Here is a 20,703-nt window from a genome sequence, read left to right as displayed (position 1 = left end):
CCACATGTCGAACGAGCAGCAACTCCGCACCTACCTCAAACGGGCGATCACCGAGGCCCAGGACGCGCAGCGGCGGTTGCGGGAGGTCGAGGAGCAGCACCGCGAGCCCGTCGCGATCGTGGGGATGGCGTGTCGTTTCCCGGGTGGGGTGTCGTCTCCGGAGGAGTTGTGGGAGCTGGTGGCCTCGGGCCGGGACGCGGTGTCGGGGTTTCCGGTGGACCGTGGGTGGGATCTGGAGCGGTTGTTCGACGACGACCCTGATCGTGCGGGTACGTCGTACGCGCGGTCGGGGGGTTTTCTGTATGAGGCGGGGGAGTTCGACGCGGGGTTCTTCGGGATTTCTCCGCGTGAGGCGCTGGCGATGGATCCGCAGCAGCGGTTGCTGCTGGAGACTTCATGGGAGGCGATGGAGAACGCCGGTATGGCGCCCGCCACCCTCAAAGGCAGCAGGACGGGCGTCTTCACCGGCCTGATGTACCACGACTACCACTCGCGGCTGAGGTCCGTCCCCGAAGAGCTCGAAGGCTTCATCGGCAACGGCAACGCGGCCAGCGTCGCCACCGGCCGCGTCGCCTACACGTTCGGTTTCGAGGGCCCGGCCGTCACCATCGACACCGCCTGCTCCTCCTCGCTGGTCGCGCTGCACCTGGCGATCCAGTCACTGAGACGGGGGGAGTGCTCCCTCGCGCTGGCCGGTGGTGTCACGGTGATGGCCTCCCCGGACACCTTCGTGGAGTTCAGTCGTCAGCGGGGGCTGGCGGTGGACGGTCGGTGTAAGTCGTTCGCGGGGGCTGCGGATGGTACGGGGTGGGGTGAGGGTGTCGGGGTGCTCGTGGTGGAGCGTCTCTCCGATGCTGTGCGTAATGGTCGTCGGGTGTTGGCGGTGGTGCGTGGTTCGGCGGTGAATCAGGACGGTGCGTCGAACGGGTTGACGGCGCCGAACGGTCCGTCTCAGCAGCGGGTGATCGGTCAGGCGTTAGCGGATGCGGGGGTGACGGCGTCGGAGGTGGACGCGGTCGAGGCTCACGGGACCGGTACCACGCTGGGTGATCCGATCGAGGCGCAGGCGTTGATGGCCGCTTACGGGCAAGACCGTGAGCGTCCGCTCTGGCTGGGGTCGGTGAAGTCGAACATCGGTCATACGCAGGCTGCCGCTGGGGTGGCTGGTGTGATCAAGATGGTGATGGCGATGCGGCATGGGGTGTTGCCGCCCACGTTGCATGTGGATGAGCCGTCGCCGCACGTGGACTGGTCCTCGGGTGCGGTGTCGTTGCTGACGTCGTCGGTTTCGTGGCCGGAGGTGGATCTTCCGAGGCGGGCGGGGGTGTCGTCGTTCGGGATCAGCGGTACGAACGCGCACGTGATCGTGGAGGAGGCACCCGCCCAGGATGTCGTCCCCGGTGAGGACTCTGGGCTGATGGTGTGGCCGTTGTCGGCCAAGAGCGAGTCGGCGTTGCGCGCGCAGGCCGAGCGGCTGGGGGCTTACGTAAAGGCTTCGGCGGTGTCGGGTGTGGATGTGGCGCATTCGCTGGTGGTGGGGCGTGCGGTGTTGGAGCACCGGGCGGTGGTGGTCGGTCGGGATAGAGATGAGTTGGTGGGTCGGCTGGCGGAGCTGGCCGCAGGGGGCATTGGAGACGGTGTCGTCACGGGGACGGCCGGGCGGGGCGGGCTGGGGTTTTTGTTCACGGGTCAGGGTGCTCAGCGGGTGGGGATGGGCCGGGAGCTGTATGAGACGTTCCCGGTGTTCGCGACCGCTTTCGACGAGGTCGATGGTCATTTCGACGGGTCGCTGAAGGAGGTGGTCTTCTCCTCGCGAGACGGGGTGCTGGATCGGACGGAGAACGCTCAGATCGCGTTGTTCGCCATCGAAGTGGCGCTGTTCCGGCTGTTGGAGTCGTGGGGGATGCGGCCGGATCTCCTGCTGGGACATTCGATCGGTGAGCTGGCGGCGGCTCATGTGGCTGGGGTGATGTCGCTGCAGGACGCGGCCAATCTCGTGGTGGCGCGGGGCCGGTTGATGCAGGCGCTTCCCGCAGGTGGAGCGATGGTGGCGCTGCAGGCCTCCGAGGCCGAGGTGCTGCCCCTCCTGCCCGGAACCGTCTCGGTCGCGGCGGTCAACGGCCCGCAAGCGGTGGTTATCTCCGGCGACGAGAGCGCGGTAACGGAAATATCCGCTTATTTCACCGCGCAGGGCCGTAAGACCCGTCGCCTGCGGGTCAGTCACGCCTTCCACTCACCCCTCATGGAGCCGATGCTGGAGGACTTCCGCCAGGTCGCTCAGGCCGTGACCTACCATCCCCCTTCGATCCCGGTCATCTCCAACCTGACCGGTGAACCGGTCACCGCCTTCTCCGCCGACTACTGGGTGCGACACGTCCGCGAGGCGGTGCGGTTCGCCGATGGCCTGGCCTACCTGCACTCCCACGGCGTGCGGACGTTCATCGAGCTGGGCCCCGACGGTGTGCTGTCGGCGCTGGGTGAGGAGGGGGTATTCCTCCCGGCACTGCGCGGAGAACGGCCCGAGGCCGAAAGCCTGGTCACCGCACTGGCGAGAGCGTTCGTAGCAGGTGCGAAAGTCGACTGGAAGGCGTACCAGGCAGGCAGCGGCGGGAAGCTCGTCGGCCTGCCGACCTACCCCTTCGAGCGTGAGCGTTTCTGGTTGCTGCCGTCGGGGTCGGCCGATCTGGCGGGTGCGGGTCTGGGGTCGGCGGATCATCCGCTGCTGGGCGCGGCGGTGTCGCTGGCCGACGGGGACGGTTTCCTGCTGACCGGGCGGCTCTCCACCCAGGCGCAGCCCTGGCTCGCCGATCACGCCGTGGCCGGTACGGCGCTTCTCCCCGGTGCCGCGTTCGTCGAGCTCGTCATCCGGGCGGGCGATCACGTCGGATGCGACCGGCTCGACGAGCTGACCCTGCACGCCCCGCTCGCCCTCGCCGCCTCCACCGGTGTGCAGGTGCAGATCCTCGTCGGCGCCTCGGACGGGGAGGGACGCCGCACGGTCGGCGTGTACGGATCGCCTGAGGGCGAGGACCACTGGACGCACCACGCCGGAGGCGTACTCTCCTCCGGCGGATCCGGCACGTCCGCCGTACCGGTGGCCGATCTCGGTGTGTGGCCGCCGCCGGGGGCGCGGCCGGTGAACCTGGACGGCTGCTACGAGTCGCTCGCGGACAGGGGGCTGGTCTACGGCGCCGCCTTCCGGAGGCTGCGGGCCGCCTGGCGGGCCGGGGAGACCGTCTACGCGGAAGTGGATCTGGGGGAGGACGCGGAGGCCGGCCGTTACGGTCTGCACCCCGCGTTGCTCGACGCCGCCCTGCACGCCCTCGCGGCGGTGCACGACACCGCCGAGACCCGGCTGCCGTTCTCCTGGGAGGGGGTGCGTCTGCACGCCTCCGGTGCCTCGGCCCTGCGCGTACGGCTGACGCCCACCGGAGACGGCACGCTGTCGATGGAGATGGCCGACGGCACCGGAGCGCCGGTGGCCTCGGTCAAGGCGCTGGTCATGCGGCCCGTCGGCGACGCCACGGCGTCCGGGCCGTCCCCCACCCGCCACGACTCCCTGTACCGGCTCGAATGGCAGGCGGTTCCGGTGGCGGACGACGGCACGCGGACCGGCCCGGCCGGCCGGATCGTGACGATCGACACCGGCGGGACCGTGACGGTAGGCGGCGGTTCCGGGGACGATCTCCTCGCGGTGACCCGCGCCGCGACCGGCCGGGCCCTCGCCGCCGTACAGGAGTGGCTGGAGGACGACGGCCCGGAGCCGCTCGTCGTCGTCACCCGGGGGGCCGTCATGCCCGGCGAACCGGCGGGCGCCGCGGTGTGGGGGCTGATCCGCAGCGCCCAGGCGGAGCATCCCGGCCGGATCATCCTGGTCGACACGGACACCGACGACCCCGGAGCGCTGGCGCGGGCCGTGGCGACCGGTGAGCCGCAGCTCGCCATCCGGGACGGCGAGGTGTACGTGCCCCGCCTGGCCACCCTGGCCTCGTACGACGGGCTGCTGCCGCCCGCCGGGGAGGGGGACTGGCGGCTGGACGTCTCGCCTCGCGGCAGCGTCGACAACCTGGTGCTCGCGGCCCACGACGGCGGACCGCTCGCGCCGGGGCAGGTGCGCGTCCGGGTGCGGGCCGCCGGGCTCAACTTCCGCGACGTGCTCCTCGCGCTCGGCATGTACCCCGACGACGTGCCGCTCGGCGGCGAGGGCGCGGGCGTCGTCACCGAGGTCGGCCCCGAAGTCACCGGTACGGCGCCGGGCGATCGGGTGTTCGGCCTGTTCGGCGGGGCGTTCGGCCCGAGCGCGGTCGCCGACCACCGGGTGGTCACGCGCATCCCGGACGGCTGGTCGTTCGAGCAGGCGGCCTCGGTGCCGATCGCCTACCTGACCGCGTACTACGGCCTGGTCGAACTCGCCGGTCTGCGGCGCGGCGAGGCCGTGCTCGTGCACGCCGCCACGGGCGGGGTGGGCACGGCCGCCGTCCAGCTCGCCCGGCACCTCGGCGCGGAGGTGTTCGCCACGGCGGGCCCCGCCAAGCACGACGTCCTGCGCGGGCTGGGCTTCGACGACGCGCACATCGCCTCCTCGCGCACCCTCGACTTCGAACGGCGGTTCCTGGAGGCCACCGGCGGCAGAGGTGTCGACGTCGTGCTGAACTCCCTCGCCGGAGACTTCGTGGACGCCTCGGCGCGGCTGCTCCCGCGCGGCGGCCGGTTCCTGGAGATGGGCAAGACCGACCTCCGCGACCCCGGTGACATCGCGGCCGACTACCTGCCGTTCGACCTCATGCGCGCGGAGCCGGAACTGGTCCGGCGCATGTTCGCCGCCGTGCTCGCCCTCTTCGCGGACGGCGCGCTGCGGCTCCCCCCGATCGACACCTGGGACGTACGGCGGGCACCCGACGCCTTCCGCCTCGTCAGCCGGGCACGGCATGTCGGCAAGGTCGTCCTCACCTTGCCCAGGCCGGTCGACCCCGACGGCACCGTGCTGGTCACCGGCGGGACGGGGGCGCTCGGCGCCGTGGTGGCGCGGCATCTGGTGGAGGCGTACGGGGTGCGCCGCCTGGTGCTGGCGAGCCGGAGCGGTGAGCGGGCGGCGGGCGTGCCGGAGCTGGTGGCGGAGTTGCGGGGGCTGGGGGCCGAGGTCGGCGTGGCCGCCTGCGACGTGGGTGACAGGGAACGGCTGCGAGCGGTGGTCGAGGGGATCGGCGCCGACCTGGCGGGAGTGGTGCACGCGGCGGGGGTCGTCGACGACGGCGTCGTGGGCTCCCTGTCGCGAGAGCGGCTGGACGGGGTGCTGCGGGCGAAGGCCGATTCCGCGTGGTACCTGCACGAGCTGACGCGAGACCTGGACCTGTCGTTCTTCGTGCTGTTCTCCTCGGCGTCGGGGACGCTGGGGAGCGCGGGGCAGGGGAACTACGCGGCGGCGAACGCGTTCCTGGACGGTCTTGCCGCGCGTCGTAGGGCTGAGGGGTTGGTGGGGGTTTCGCTGGGGTGGGGGTTGTGGGGGGAGCGGAGTGGGATCACGGGTGGGTTGGGTGAGGGTGATCTGGCGCGGATGGGTCGGGCGGGGTTCGGTGCGTTATCCTCGGCGGAGGCGCTGAGACTCCTCGACACCGCCCTGACCGTGGACGAGCCGGTCCTGGTGCCGACGAAACTGAACCTTAACGCCCTGCGCGACCGCGCCGACGACCTCCCCGCGATGCTGCGCGGCCTGGTGAGGACCCCCGCGCGCAGGGTGGCGAGGCGGGCGGACCCGGGCACCACGTTCGCCGCGACCCTGGCCGCCATGACCGAGCCGGAGCGCGGGCGCGCCCTCCTCGGCGTGGTACGCGAACACGTCGCGGCGGTGCTCGGCCATTCCTCACCGGAGGCGGTCGGCGTCGACAACGGGTTCAAGGACCTCGGCTTCGACTCCCTGACGGCCGTGGAGTTCCGCAACCGGCTGGGCGCCGCCGTCGGCACGCGGCTGCCCGCCACGCTGGTCTTCGACTACCCGACCCCGGCCGGCCTGGCGACCTTCCTGCGCGAGGAATTGCTGGGCACGACCCCGGCCCCGACCACGGCTCCGGCCCCGGCCGGTCCGGTGGACGACGATCCGATCGTCATCGTCGGCATGGCCTGCCGCCTCCCCGGCGGGGTCACCTCCCCGGAGGAGCTGTGGGAGCTGGTGGCCTCGGGCCGGGACGCGGTCTCGGACTTCCCCACCGGCCGGGGCTGGAGCCTGGACGCCCTCTTCGACGACGACCCCGACCGCCCGGGCACGTCGTACGCGCGGTCGGGGGCCTTCCTGCACGAGGCGGGGGAGTTCGACGCGGGGTTCTTCGGGATCTCTCCGCGTGAGGCGCTGGCGATGGACCCGCAGCAGCGGTTGTTGCTGGAGACCTCCTGGGAGGCGTTCGAACGGGCCGGGATCGACCCCTCGTCCCTGCGCGGCACCGACACCGGGGTCTTCGTCGGCGGCATGTACCAGGAGTACGGCCCCCGCTACGACCAGGCGGACAAGGGATCGGACGGTTACCTGCTGACCGGCGGTGCGACGAGCGTGATGTCGGGACGCCTCGCCTACACGTTCGGCCTGGAGGGGGCGGCGGTGACGGTGGACACGGCGTGTTCGTCGTCGCTGGTGGCGTTGCACTGGGCGATGCGGGCGCTGCGGCAGGGGGAGTGCTCGATGGCCCTCGTCGGCGGAGTGACGGTGATGGCCTCCCCCGGCATGTTCGTGGAGTTCAGTCGTCAGCGGGGGCTGGCGGTGGACGGTCGGTGTAAGTCGTTCGCGGGGGCTGCGGACGGTACGGGGTGGGGTGAGGGGGTGGGGGTGCTCGTCGTCGAACGTCTCTCTGACGCCGTGCGTAACGGTCGTCGGGTGTTGGCGGTGGTGCGGGGTTCGGCGGTGAATCAGGACGGGGCGTCGAATGGGTTGACGGCGCCGAATGGTCCTTCTCAGCAGCGGGTGATCGGTCAGGCGTTGGTGGATGCGGGGGTGGTGGCGTCGGGTGTGGATGTGGTGGAGGGGCATGGGACGGGGACGCGGTTGGGTGATCCGATCGAGGCGCAGGCGTTGATGGCTGCGTACGGTTCGGATCGGGAGCGTCCGTTGTGGTTGGGGTCGGTGAAGTCGAACATCGGTCACACGCAGGCCGCTGCTGGGGTGGCGGGTGTGATCAAGACGGTGATGGCGATGCGGCATGGGGTGTTGCCGCCCACATTGCATGTGGACGAGCCGTCGCCGCACGTGGACTGGTCCTCGGGCGCGGTGTCGTTGCTGACCGCACCCGTGCCGTGGCCGGAGGTGGGGCGTCCGAGGCGGGCGGGGGTGTCGTCGTTCGGGATCAGTGGCACGAACGCACATGTGATCGTGGAAGAGGCACCCGCGCAAGAGGAGGTCGTCGTCCCGGTTGAGGAGTCCGGGCTGGTGGTGTGGCCGTTGTCGGCCAAGAGCGAGTCGGCGTTGCGCGCGCAGGCCGAGCGGCTGTACGTGAAGGTTTCGCGGCTGTCGGCTGTGGATGTGGCGCATTCGCTGGTGGCGGGTCGTGCGGTGTTGGAGCACCGGGCGGTGGTGGTGGGCCGGGATCGGGATGAGTTGGTGGGGCGGTTGGCGGAGCTGGCGGCGGGGGGTGTTTCGGCCGGGGTGGTCTCTGGGTTGGCCGGTCCGGGTGGGTTGGGGTTTTTGTTCACGGGTCAGGGTGCGCAGCGGGTGGGGATGGGCCGGGAGTTGTATGAGGCGTTCCCGGTGTTCGCGACTGTTTTTGATGAGGTCGATGGTCATTTCGGTGGGTCGTTGAGGGAGGTGGTGTTCGCTTCGTCGGGTGCGGATCTGGATCGGACGGAGAACGCTCAGATTGCGTTGTTCGCCATCGAAGTGGCGTTGTTCCGGCTGTTGGAGTCCTGGGGGGTGCGGCCGGATCTCCTGTTGGGGCATTCGGTGGGGGAGTTGGCGGCGGCTCATGTGGCCGGGGTGATGTCGTTGCGGGACGCGGTTGGTCTGGTGGTGGCGCGGGGCCGGTTGATGCAGGCCCTACCCGCTGGTGGAGCGATGGTGGCGCTGCAGGCCACCGAAGCCGAGGTGCTCCCTTTCCTTTCTGGCACGGTCTCGGTGGCGGCGGTCAACGGCCCGCAAGCCGTCGTCATCTCCGGCGACGAGAACGCGGTGGCGAAAATATCCGCTTATTTCACCTCCCAAGGCCGTAAGACCCGTCGTCTGCGGGTCAGTCATGCCTTCCATTCACCGTTGATGGAGCCGATGCTGAAGGATTTCCGCCAGGCCGCTCAGGCCGTGACCTACCATCCCCCCTCGATCCCAGTGGTTTCCAACCTGACCGGCGAACCGGTCGCCGCCTTCTCCGCCGATTACTGGGTGCGGCACGTTCGCGAGGCGGTGCGGTTCGCCGATGGCCTGGCCTACCTGCACTCCCAGGGGGTGGAGACGTTCGTCGAGCTGGGTCCGGACGGTGTGCTGTCGGCGTTGGGTGAGGAGGGGGTGTTCCTCCCGGTGCTGCGCAAGGGCAGGCCGGAGGTCGAAAGCCTGGTCACCGCACTGGCGAGAGCGTTCGTAGCCGGTGCGAAAGTCGACTGGAAGGCGTACCAGACAGGCAGCGGCGGGAAGCTCGTGGACCTGCCGACCTATCCCTTCGAGCACCGGCACTACTGGTTGTCGTCGAGGTCGGCGCCGTCGGCCGGGCATCCGCTGCTGGACGTGACGACACCGCTGGCCGAGGGCGACGGCGTGGTGATGACCGGACGGCTCTCGGCGGGGGCTCAGCCCTGGTTCGCCGATCACCTCGTGGCCGGTCTCACCGTGGTCCCCGCCACCGCGCTGGCGGAGCTCTCCCTGCACGCGGGGGACCAGGTCGGTTGCGACACGCTCGACGAGCTGGTCGTGGAGGTGCCGTTGCTCCTGCCGGAGGCGCGGACGCGGCTGTTGCAGGTGTCGGTGGGCGCGCCGGACGGTACGGGACGGCGGCCCCTGGGCGTCTTCTCCCGGGAGGAGGGCGCGTCGGAGGACCTCCCGTGGACCCGGCACGCGCGGGGCACGCTGGCCGTCGGCGGTGCGGAGGAGGCGGAGGAGACCGCCGACCTGACGGCATGGCCCCCGCCGGGAGCCGCCGAGATCGACGTGGACGGGCTGTACGACGACATGGCCGCCGCCGGGCTCGACTACGGTCCCGCCTTCCGGGGGCTGCGAGCCGCCTGGCGGGACGGCGACCGGCTCTACGCCGAGGTGGCCCTGCCCGAGGAGCTGGACGTGGAGGGCTTCGGCGTCCACCCGGCGCTCCTCGACGCCGCCCTGCACGCGGCCGGGCTGGGTCTGCTGCCGGGTACCGAACAGGGGAGGCTGCCGTTCGCCTTCGACCGGGTACGGCTGCACCGTACGGGAGCGCGGTCGTTGCGCGTGCTGATGACCCCGGACGGCGCGGACGCCGTGTCCCTCGTCCTGGCCGGTGACACGGGTGAGCCGGTGGCCACGATCGGCAGGCTCGCCCTGCGCCCCTTCGCGCCCGAACGGCTGCGCGAGACCCCCGACTCGTTGTTCCGGGTGGGGTGGGTGCCGGTGGTGGGTGGTGAGGTGGTGTCGCCGGGGGCGGTGGTGCGGGTCGGTGCGGATGGTGAGGGGGACGTGCTGTCGGGGGTGCGGGGTGTGTTGGGTGAGGTGTTGGGGGTGGTGCGGGGGTGGGTTGAGGATGTGCGGTCGTCGTCGTCGCGGTTGGTGGTGGTGACCTGTGGTGGGGTGGCTGTACGGCCGGGTGAGGGGGTGGATCCGGTGGCGGCGGCGGTGTGGGGGTTGATGCGGTCGGTGCAGGTGGAGTTTCCGGGGTTGTTCGCGGTGGTGGACGTAGCGGCGGAGGGGGGTGAGGTTCCGGAGGTGTTGCCGGTGGGGGAGTCGGGGGTGGCGGTGCGTGATGGTGTGGTGTACGCGCCCAGGCTGGTGCGGGCCGGTGCCGGGGTGGTGGATGGGCCGTCCTGGGGTGAGGGCATGGTGCTGGTCACCGGCGGTACGGGGGCGCTGGGCGGCCTGCTGGCCCGCCACCTCGTCACCGAGCACGGCGCGCGGGACCTGCTGCTGGTCGGCAGGCGGGGCCGCGACGCCGAGGGAGCCGCCGAGCTGGAGGGGGAGCTGGCGGCGCTGGGCGCCCGGGTCACGGTCGCGGCCTGCGACGTGAGCGACCGGGCGGCGTTGAGTGTGCTGCTGGAGAGTCTCGACCGGCCGCTGACCGCCGTGGTGCACGCGGCGGGCGTCCTCGACGACGGGGTCCTCACCTCGCTCACCACCGAGCGTTTCGACCGGGTGCTCGCGCCGAAGGCGGACGCCGCCTGGCACCTGCACGAGCTGACCCGGGAGATGCCGCTGACCGCGTTCGTGTTGTTCTCCTCGGCGTCGGCGACCTTCGGCAACGCGGGGCAGGGCAACTACGCGGCGGCGAACGCCTTCCTCGACGGTCTCGCCGCATATCGCAGGGCCGAAGGGTTGCCCGCGACCTCCCTGGCCTGGGGACTGTGGGAACACGGCATGGGCTCCGGTCCCGCCGCGACCGGACGGGCGACGCTGAGCTCCGGTGAGGGGCTGGCGCTGTTCGACGCCGCCCTCGCGACGGACGAGGCCCTCCTGGTACCCGTACGGCTGGACACCGCCGCGCTCCGCGACGGTGACGTCCCGGCCCTGCTGAGCGGGCTGGTCCGGGGCCGTCCCCGGCGTACGACGGGTGAGACCACGCTGGCCCGGCGGCTGGCGGCGGCGAAGGAGGGGGAGCGCGCGAGGATCGCCCTCGAAGCCGTCCGCTCCCTGGTGGCCGCCGTGCTCGGCCACCCCACGCCGGACGGCGTGCCGCCGGGGAGCAAGTTCTCCGAGCTGGGCCTCGACTCGCTCACCGCCGTCGAGCTGCGCAACCGGCTGAACACCGCCACCGGCATGCGACTGCCCGCCACGCTGGTCTTCGACCACCCCACCCCCGCCGCGCTGGCCGCCTTCGTGACGGCCGAGCTGTCCGGCACGCCCGCCACCTCCGTCCCCGCCGTACGGGCGTCCGCCGTGGACGAGCCGATCGCGATCGTCGCCATGAGCTGCCGCTATCCCGGCGGCGTACGGTCCCCCGAGGATCTCTGGGAGCTGCTGGCCTCCGGTGGCGACGCGATCTCGCTGTTCCCCGCCGACCGGGGCTGGGACCTCGACGCGCTGTACGACCCCGACCCGGACACGCCGGGAACCAGCTACACGCGAGAGGGCGGGTTCCTCTACGACGCCGACCGGTTCGACGCCGAACTGTTCGGGATCGGCCCGCGCGAGGCGCTGGCGATGGACCCCCAGCAGCGGCTGCTGCTGGAGACCACGTGGGAGCTCTTCGAACGGGCGGGCATCGACCCGCTGTCGCTGCGCGGCAGTGACACGGGCGTCTTCGCCGGAATGATGTACCACGACTACGGGACCCTGCTGCCCGCCGTCCCCGGTGAGCTGGAGGGCTACCTCGGGACCGGCACCGCGGGCAGCGTCGCCTCCGGGCGGCTGGCCTACACCTTCGGCCTGGAGGGGCCCGCGGTCACCATCGACACGGCGTGCTCCTCCTCGCTGGTGGCGTTGCACCTGGCCTGCCGCGCGCTGCGGCACGGCGAGTGCTCGCTCGCGCTGGCGGGCGGTGTGACCGTCCTCGCGACGCCGGGCACGTTCGTGGAGTTCAGCCGTCAGCGGGGGCTGGCCCCGGACGGGCGCTGCAAGTCCTTCGCCGCGTCCGCCGACGGTACCGGCTGGGCCGAGGGGGTGGGTGTCCTGCTGCTGGAGCGGCTCTCGGACGCCCGTCGCAACGGTCACCAGGTGATGGCCGTGATCAGGGGCAGCGCGGTCAACCAGGACGGCGCCTCCAACGGCCTGACCGCGCCCAACGGCCCCTCCCAGCAGCGGGTGATCCACCGCGCGCTGGCCGACGCGGGCCTCACGCCCGGTGACATCGACATGGTCGAGGCACACGGGACCGGCACGCCGCTGGGAGACCCGATCGAGGCCCAGTCGCTACTGGCCACCTACGGCCGGGACCGCGAACGGCCGCTCTGGCTCGGATCGGTGAAGTCGAACATCGGGCACACCCAGGCCGCCTCCGGGGTCGCGGGCGTGATCAAGTCGGTGATGGCGATGCGGCACGAACTGCTGCCGCCCACCCTGCACGTGGACGAGCCGTCGCCGCACGTGGACTGGTCGTCGGGCGCGGTGTCGCTGCTGACCTCACCCGTGCCGTGGCCGGAGACGGGTCGTCCGAGGCGGGCGGGGGTGTCGTCGTTCGGGATCAGCGGCACGAACGCGCACGTCATCGTGGAGGCCGTCCCGGCCGAGGCGCCCGTGCCCGCTCCCGTCGAGGACGGTGAGGTGGTGGTGTGGCCGCTGTCGGCCAAGAGCGGCTCGGCGTTGCGTGCACAGGCCGAGCGGCTGGGGGCTTACGCAAAGGCCTCGCGGCTGTCGGCTGTAGATGTGGCGCATTCGCTGGTGGCGGGTCGTGCGGTGTTGGAGCACCGGGCCGTGGTGGTCGGGCGGGGCAGGGATGAGCTGGTGGGTCGGCTGGCGGAGCTGGCGGCGGGGGGCGTTTCGGCCGGGGTGATCTCTGGGTTGGCCGGTTCGGGTGGGCTGGGGTTTCTTTTCACCGGTCAGGGTGCTCAGCGGGTGGGGATGGGCCGCGAGCTGTATGAGACGTTCCCGGTGTTCGCGACCGCCTTCGACGAGGTCGATGAGCATTTCGACGGGTCGTTGAAGGAGGTGGTCTTCTCCTCGCGAGAGGGTGTGCTGGATCGGACGGAGAACGCCCAGATCGCGTTGTTCGCCATCGAAGTGGCGCTGTTCCGGCTGCTGGAATCCTGGGGAGTGCGACCGGATCTCCTGCTGGGACATTCGATCGGTGAGCTGGCGGCCGCCCATGTGGCCGGGGTGATGTCACTGCAGGACGCGGTTGGTCTGGTGGTGGCGCGGGGCCGGTTGATGCAGGCCCTCCCTGCAGGTGGGGCGATGGTGGCGTTGCAGGCCACCGAAGCCGAGGTGCTGCCCCTTCTCCCTGGCACGGTCTCGGTGGCGGCGGTGAACGGCCCGCAGGCGGTCGTCATCTCCGGCGACGAGAGCGCGGTAACGGAAATATCCGCTTATTTCACCTCCCAGGGCCGTAAGACCCGTCGCCTGCGGGTCAGTCACGCCTTCCACTCTCCCCTGATGGAGCCGATGCTGGAGGACTTCCGCCAGGTCGCTCAGGCCGTGACCTACCATCCCCCCTCGATCCCGGTCATCTCCAACCTGACCGGTGAACCGGTCAGCGTCTTCTCCGCCGACTACTGGGTGCGACACGTCCGCGAGGCGGTGCGGTTCGCCGATGGCTTGGCTTACCTGCACTCCCAGGGGGTGGAGACGTTCGTCGAGCTGGGCCCGGACGGGGTGCTGTCGGCGCTGGGCCAGGACTCGGTGGACGATGCCCTGTTCGTCCCGGCACTGCGCGGAGAACGACCCGAGGTGACGGCCCTGTACACCGCCGTCGCGACGGCCTACGCGCGGGGCGCTCTGCCGGACTGGGCGGCCGTGCTCGGCGGACGCGGCAGGCGGGTGGACCTGCCGACCTACGCTTTCCAAAGGCAGCGCTACTGGCTCGAACCACCCCGGACGCCTCCCGCCGAGCGGGCCGGAACGTGGCGGTACCGGGTCGAGTGGCGGCCGGTGAGTGAGACCGGCACACCGGTGCTGAGCGGCACCTGGCTGCTCGCGGCCACCGAGGGCGAGCCGCTGGCCGATGCCTGCGAGGCCGCCGTACGACGGCATGGGGCCGAGGTGGTGCGGATCTCCGCGGACGCCCCCCGCCTGCCCGCGGACGCCGGGACGATCAGCGGGGTGTTGTCCCTGCTCGCGCTCGACGAGGAGCCGCATCCGTCCCACCCGATCGTCCCGCGCGGGCTGGTCCGCACGCTCGACCTGGTCAAGGCACTCGACGCGGCCGGAGTGACGGCCCCCCTGTGGCTCGCCACCCGGGGCGCCACCGACCTCGGCGGTACCGATGTGAGCCGGACCGACGTGGATCGGACCGACGTGGACGGGACCTACACGGGTCGGACCGGCATGGACCGGCCCGGCGTCAACCGGACCGATGTCGGCGGTACCGATGCGGACCGGGCTGATGTCGGCACCACCGATGTGGACGGGACCGGCGCGGGCGGCACCAGGACCGGCCCCGGCACCAGGACCGGCGTCGGCGTGTCCAGGGGGGCCGGGTCCCTCGCCCAGGCGCAGACATGGGGGCTCGGCCTCGCGGTCGCGCTGGAGTATCCACGACTCTGGGGCGGCCTGGTCGACCTTCCCGAGTCGCTCGGCCACCGGGAGGCCGACCACCTGATCCGTGTTCTGGCGGGTTCTCTGGGAGAGGGCACGAGGGGAAACCCGTCGGAGAGCCAGTCAGGGAGCATCGACGGCGGCGCCGAGGACCAGGTCGCCATCCGCCCGGCGGGCCCACTGGTCCGCCGCCTCGTCCGCGCGGCCGCGCCGGTGCGGCGGCGGGACTTCCGGCCCACGGGGACCGTCCTCGTCACGGGTGGCACCGACGGCCTCGGCGCGGCCGTCGCCCGCCGCCTGGCGGCCGAGGGCGCCGAACACCTGCTGCTGACCCGCACCGCCGACGCTCCCGGGCACCCGCCACGGCCTCTTCCGGCCGGAGCCGGAGAGCACACGCCACCGCCCCGCCCCGCCGACGCTCCCGGGACCGGAACCGAGGCCGGAACCGGAACCAGAACCGAGATCGGAACCGGAAGCGTGGACCGGCTGGTGGCCGAGCTGGGAGAGCTGGGCGCGCGGCGGGTCTCGGTCGTCGGGTGCGACCTGGCCGACCGGCGCGCGGTCGGGGAACTGCTCGGCACGGTGCCCGACCTCACCGCCGTCTTCCACGCCGCGGGCGTGCCGGGGGTGGCCGCGCTCGCCGACCTCGACGTACCGGCTCTCGCCGGAGCGCTCGGGGAGAAGGCGGCGGGCGCCGCGAACCTGCACGACGCGCTCCTCGGCCGGGACCTCGACGCCTTCGTGCTGTTCTCCTCCGTCGCAGGCGTGTGGGGCGGCGCGGGCCAGGGCGCCTACGCCGCGGCCGACGCCTCCCTGGACGCGCTCGCCGCGCGCCGGAGGGCGCTCGGCCTGACCGCGACCTCGGTCGCCTGGGGGCTCTGGGAGGAGCCGGGGCAGGCGGACGCCGAGCGGCGCGACCAGCTCCGCCGCCGGGGGGTGACCGCCATGGCGACCGAGGCCGCCCTGGCCACGCTGTGGCAGGCCATCGAGGAGGACCGGGCCACCCTCACGGTCGCCGACGTCGACTGGGCGCGTTTCGCCCCGGTGTTCACCGCACTGCGGGCCCGCCCGCTGATCTCCGAGCTTCCCGAGGTACGGCTGGCGCTGGGCGAGGCCGCGAAGGAGCCCGGCGACGGGCGGTCCCCCGAGCTGGTGACACGGCTCGCCGGACTGTCCGAGGGGGAGCGGCGGCAGCGGCTGCTGCGCGTCGTCCGGGCCGAGGCGGCGGCGGCGCTCGGCCACGACTCCCCCGACGCGGTCCCTCCGGCGCGGCCCTTCCTCGACCTCGGCTTCGACTCGCTGGCGGCCGTCGGCCTGCGCAACCGGCTGGCCGCGGCCACCGGCCTGAAACTGCCCGCGACCGTGGCCTTCGACCATCCGAACGCGGAGGCGCTGGCCGCCTATCTCGACAGCAGGCTGGACCCCGCGGCCGGGCCGTCGATCGACGCCGGGCTCGACTCCCTGGCCGCCACGCTCGGCGCGCTCGACACGGCCGACCCGGAACGGCTGCGCCTCACGGAACGGCTCCGGACGCTGGTCGCGGAACTGACCGGGGACCCGGCCGACACCGGGCCGCGGAGCATGGCCGAGCTGGTCGAGGAGGCCTCGGACAACGAGCTCTTCGGGCTGCTGGACGCGGAATTCGGCGAGGGAGGCCCCGGGCTGTGAACGAGGACAAACTGCGCGCGTACCTCAAGCGTGCCACGGTCGAGCTGCACGAGACCCGCCGACGGCTGCACGAGCTGGAGCAGCGGCGGTACGAACCCATCGCGATCGTCGCGGCGAGCTGCCGCTATCCCGGCGGCGTGCGCTCCCCCGAGGACCTGTGGGAGCTGGTCGCGGGCGAGGTGGACGCCGTGGGGCCCTTCCCCGAGGACCGGGGCTGGGACATGGAGGCGCTCTACCACCCCGATCCCGACCACCCGGGCACGTCGTACGTCCGCGAGGGCGGGTTCCTGGAGACGGCGGGAGACTTCGACGCCGCGTTCTTCGGGATCTCCCCGCGCGAGGCGCTGGCCATGGACCCGCAGCAGCGGCTGCTCCTGGAGACCTCCTGGGAGCTGCTCGAACGCGCCGGCATCGACCCGGGCACGCTGCGCGGCGGCCACACCGGCGTCTTCATCGGCTCCAGCGGCCAGGACTACGGCGCGCTGCTCCAGTCGGCGGACGAGGACGTCGTGGGCTACCAGATGACCGGCGTGGCGGCCAGCGTGCTGTCCGGCCGGCTGTCCTACAGCTTCGGCTGGGAGGGGCCCGCGATCACCGTGGACACCGCGTGCTCGGCGTCCCTGGTGGCCCTGCACCTCGCCTGCCAGTCGCTGAGGCTGGGCGAGTGCCCGCTCGCCGTCGCGGGCGGTGTGGCGGTGATGTCAATCCCCGCGGGGTTCGTGGAGTTCAGCCGTCAGCGGGGGCTGGCCCCGGACGGGCGCTGCAAGTCCTTCGCCGCGTCCGCCGACGGTACCGGCTGGGCCGAGGGGGTGGGTGTCCTGCTGCTGGAACGGCTCTCGGACGCCCGTCGCAACGGTCACCAGGTCATGGCCGTGATCAGGGGCAGCGCGGTCAACCAGGACGGCGCCTCCAACGGCCTGACCGCGCCCAACGGCCCCTCGCAGGAGCGGGTGATCCGCGCCGCGCTGGCGGGCGCGGGGCTGGCGGCGGGCCAGGTGGACGCCGTGGAGGCGCACGGCACGGGCACCCCGCTGGGAGACCCGATCGAGGCCCAGGCGCTGCTCACCGTCTACGGCGAGAACCGTCCCGCGGACCGGCCCCTGTGGCTCGGCTCGATCAAGTCCAACATCGGCCACAGCGCGGGCGCGGCCGGTGTCGCGGGGGTGATCAAGATGGTGATGGCGATGCGGCACGGCGTCCTGCCGCGCACGCTGCACGTCGACGAGCCCACGCCGCAGGCGGACTGGTCCTCCGGTGCCGTCGCCCTGCTCACCGGGTCGCGCCCCTGGCCCCGGGGCGACGAACCGCGCCGCGCCGGGATCTCCTCCTTCGGCGTGAGCGGCACCAACGCCCACACCATCCTCGAAGAACCCCCGGCGGACACCCCCGCCCCCGCCGCACCGCCCCTCACCGCCCCCGCCGCCGTCCCGCGCCCGGTCACCTCGGCGTCTCCCGCCGACGTCGCACCCGGGACGGGGCGGGCGTACGGCGGCCCGGTGCCCTGGGTGCTGTCGGCGCGCAGTGCCACCGCGCTGCGCGCGCAGGCCGCCCGCCTTCACGCGCACCTGACCGAGCACCACGGCCGGAGCGAACTGGACGAGCCGGACGGACAGAACGGACAGAACGGACGGGAAGGACCGGACGCGGCGACCAAAACGAACACAGCGAACACAGTGGACGCGACGGACACGGCGGACACGGCGGTGGCGGACGTGGCCTGGTCGCTGGCCACCACCCGCGCCTCCTTCGAGCACCGGGCCGTCCTCGTCGGCACGGGACGGGAGCGGTTCGGCCGCGCGCTGGACGCGCTGGACGCGCTCGCCGGGCGGCGGCCCTCCGCCGACGTCGTCGAGGGCGTGGCGCCATCGGACGGAGCCCGGGTGGCGTTCGTCTTCTCCGGGCAGGGCGCGCAGTGGCCGGGCATGGGCGCCGAGCTGCTGCGCGCGTCCCCGGTGTTCGCCGAGGAGATCGCCCGCTGCGCCGAGGCGCTCGCCCCGTACGTGGACTGGTCCCTGACCGGTGTGCTCCGGGGTGACGAGGGCGCGCCCGGCCTGGACCGGGACGACGTCGTCCAGCCCGCGCTGTGGGCCGTGATGGTCTCGCTGGCGGGCCTGTGGCGGTCGCTGGGCGTGCTCCCGGCCGCGGTGGCCGGCCACTCGCAGGGCGAGATCGCCGCCGCCACCGTCGCGGGCGCGCTGTCCCTCGACGACGCGGCCAGGGTCGTCGCGCTGCGGTCCGCGGCGCTGGCCGGGCTGACCGGCGGGTACGGCATGCTGTCCGTCGCGCTCCCCGCCGAGCGGGTGGCCGGACTGCTGGCCCGCTGGGACGGCCGCCTCTCGCTCGCCGCGGTGAACGGCCCCGCCTCCGTCGTCGTCGCCGGGGACACGGACGCGCTGGCCGGGCTGCTGGCCGGGTGCGAGGCCGACGGGGTGCGCGCCAGGACGGTCCGGGTCGCCTACGCCTCGCACTCGCCGCAGGTCGAGGCCGTCCGCTCCCGGCTGCTGGCCGACCTGGCGCCGATCGTGCCCAAGGCGTCCGAGGTGCCGTTCTACTCGACCGTCACCGGGCGGCCCGCCGACACCACCGGCCTGGACGCCGCGTACTGGTACCGCAACCTGCGCGAGCAGGTCCGCTTCGCCGACGCGGTCGGGGCGCTGCTCGGCGACGGGCACACCCTGTTCGTTGAGTGCGGCCCCCACCCGGTACTGTCCGTCGGCGTCCAGGAGAGCGCCGAGGCGGTGGGCGCCGAGGTGGCGGTGGTGCCCACCCTGCGGCGCGACCAGGCGGGACCGGACGACTTCCTGCGTTCCGCCGCGCGGGCCCACGTCCACGGCGCGCGGGTCGACTGGACGCGGGTGCTGACCCCGGCCCGCCGGGTGGACCTGCCGACCTACCCCTTCGAGTCGCGGCGCTACTGGCTGTCGGCCGGGTACACCGCCCGCGCGCTCGGGACGGACTTCACACAGGACCCCGCCGAGGAGGCCGCCCTCGCCGAGCGGCTCGCCGGGCTCGACCGCGACGGGCGAGAAGAGGTCCTGCTGGACCTGGTACGCGCCCACGCCGCCGCCGTGTTCCGGCTGGACACCCCCGGCACGATCGGCGCGGACCACCCCCTTCCCGACCTCGGGCTCGACTCGCTGACGGCGATGGAGCTCAGGAACCGGCTGAGCCGGGCCACCGGGCTGCCGCTACGGGTGGCCCTGGTTTTCGAACATCCGACCCCCAGAGCGCTCGCCCGGCATCTGCTGGCGGGCCTCCCCACGGTGCCAGAGGTGCGAGAGAGATGAACACGAGCAAGGTGCTGATCATCGGGGCCGGGCCCTGCGGTCTCATGACGGCGGTCGAGCTGACCCGCCGGGGCGTCGCGGTGACGGTGGTGGACGCCGAGGAGGAGGGGGCCACCGGGTCGCGGGCGGTGCTGCTGTGGCCGTACTCCCTGGAGCTCTTCGACGGGCTGGGGCTGCGCGCCGAGGCGGACAAGCGGGGCCTGGCCGTCCAGGCGCTCAGCTACCACACCGCGCCGGGCACCGTGCTGCGGCTGCCGCTGGACTCCCACCACGCGCCGCTGGTGCTGCCCCAGCAGGACACCGGCGAGCTGCTGGAGGAGGAGCTGCGCAGGCTTGGCGGCACGGTGGAACGCGGCCTGCGGGTGACCGGCCTGGTCACCGGCCCCGACTCCGTCACGGCCACCGCGCGCCGGGCCGACGGCACCGAGGTCGTCCTGATGGCGGACTGGCTCGTCGGCGCCGACGGCCACCACAGCACGGTCCGCGAGAAGCTCGGCATCGTGTTCCCCGGCGAGCAGGTCCCCACCTCGTTCCTGATCGCCGAGGGCCCGCTGGAGGGCGCCTTCGACACCGATTCGGTTAACTACTACCTGGGCCGTACGGGCGTGATGCTCATCGCGCCGCTGCCCGGCGGCAAGGCCCGCATCTCCGGCACCCTGAACGCCGGTGACACCGTCGTCACGCCCGAGACGGCGCAGCGCATGCTGGACGAGCGCGGGCCCGGCGGGCTGCGCTTCACGGAGGTGACGCTGGTCTCCGTCTTCACCAGCAGCGAGCGCGTCGCCAACACCTTCCGCGCCGGCCGCTGCTTCCTGGTGGGCGACGCCGCGCACGTGCACACCCCGACCGGCGGGCAGGGCCTCAACCTCGGCTTCGCCGACGTGCGCAACCTGGCGTGGAAGCTGGCCGGCGTGATCGAGGGCAGGTACGCCCCGGAGATCCTGGACAGCTACGACGCCGAGCGGCGCGCGGCGGCCGAGCAGACCGTCGCGGCTACCAGCAGGATGACCCGCAACGCGGTGCTCGGGCCGGTGGCCCTCGTGGTGCGCAACACGCTCATGAGCCTGGCCCACCGCACCGGCGTGCTGGCCAGGCAGCTGGTCCCCATGCTCGCCGGATGGCAGGTGCGCTATCCCGACGCCCTCGGCCTGGCGGGCCAGAAGACGCCCAAGGGCCTGCCCGCACCGGGCTCCCGCAGCCCCGCGTGGCCCCTCGAACCCGACCCCGACCCGATCGGGCGCTTCCAGCTCGTCAGCATGGGCCCGGCGGACGGCACGATGAGCCGCCGCGGGCGCGAGCTCGCCGAGGAGGAGTCCGCCCTGGTCACGCACCGCCACCGCACCACCGCGGGCAGCGGGTTCGTCCTGCTGCGTCCCGACGGCTACGTCGCCGCGGCCGGCCGGGAGACCGACTTCGTCCCGCTCGTCCGCGCACTGAAGCGGATCCTCCCCACTCCCACCCTGGAGCGATAGC

At 72.8% G+C, this 20,703-nt stretch carries 3 protein-coding genes; all 3 read left to right on the top strand.

Annotated features, from left to right (window positions below; all coding sequences use genetic code 11):
- Window positions 1–4: 4 nt before the first annotated feature.
- Genes ABT053_RS37750 through ABT053_RS37740 form a run of 3 tightly spaced genes read left to right on the top strand, consistent with a single transcriptional unit; the run spans window position 5 to window position 20,702 of the window.
- Window positions 5–15,943: an SDR family NAD(P)-dependent oxidoreductase gene (locus ABT053_RS37750; protein WP_350975912.1), complete on the top strand. Its 15,939-nt coding sequence runs from the start codon at window positions 5–7 to the stop codon at window positions 15,941–15,943.
- Complete coding sequence (locus tag ABT053_RS37745; protein WP_350975910.1) at window positions 15,940–19,230, top strand: type I polyketide synthase; 3,291 nt, start codon at window positions 15,940–15,942, stop codon at window positions 19,228–19,230. The genes ABT053_RS37750 and ABT053_RS37745 overlap by 4 nt, the downstream gene beginning before the upstream one ends.
- Window positions 19,227–20,702 (top strand): FAD-dependent oxidoreductase, encoded by a 1,476-nt coding sequence (locus ABT053_RS37740; RefSeq protein WP_350975909.1) that lies wholly within the window; start codon window positions 19,227–19,229, stop codon window positions 20,700–20,702. The genes ABT053_RS37745 and ABT053_RS37740 overlap by 4 nt, the downstream gene beginning before the upstream one ends.
- Window position 20,703: the final 1 nt, after the last annotated feature.

The organism is Streptosporangium sp. NPDC002524 (assembly GCF_040295985.1).
GTDB lineage: Bacteria > Actinomycetota > Actinomycetes > Streptosporangiales > Streptosporangiaceae > Streptosporangium.
Note: the sequence above shows the minus strand (reverse complement) of the source record. Positions and strands in the feature narration are given on the sequence as shown.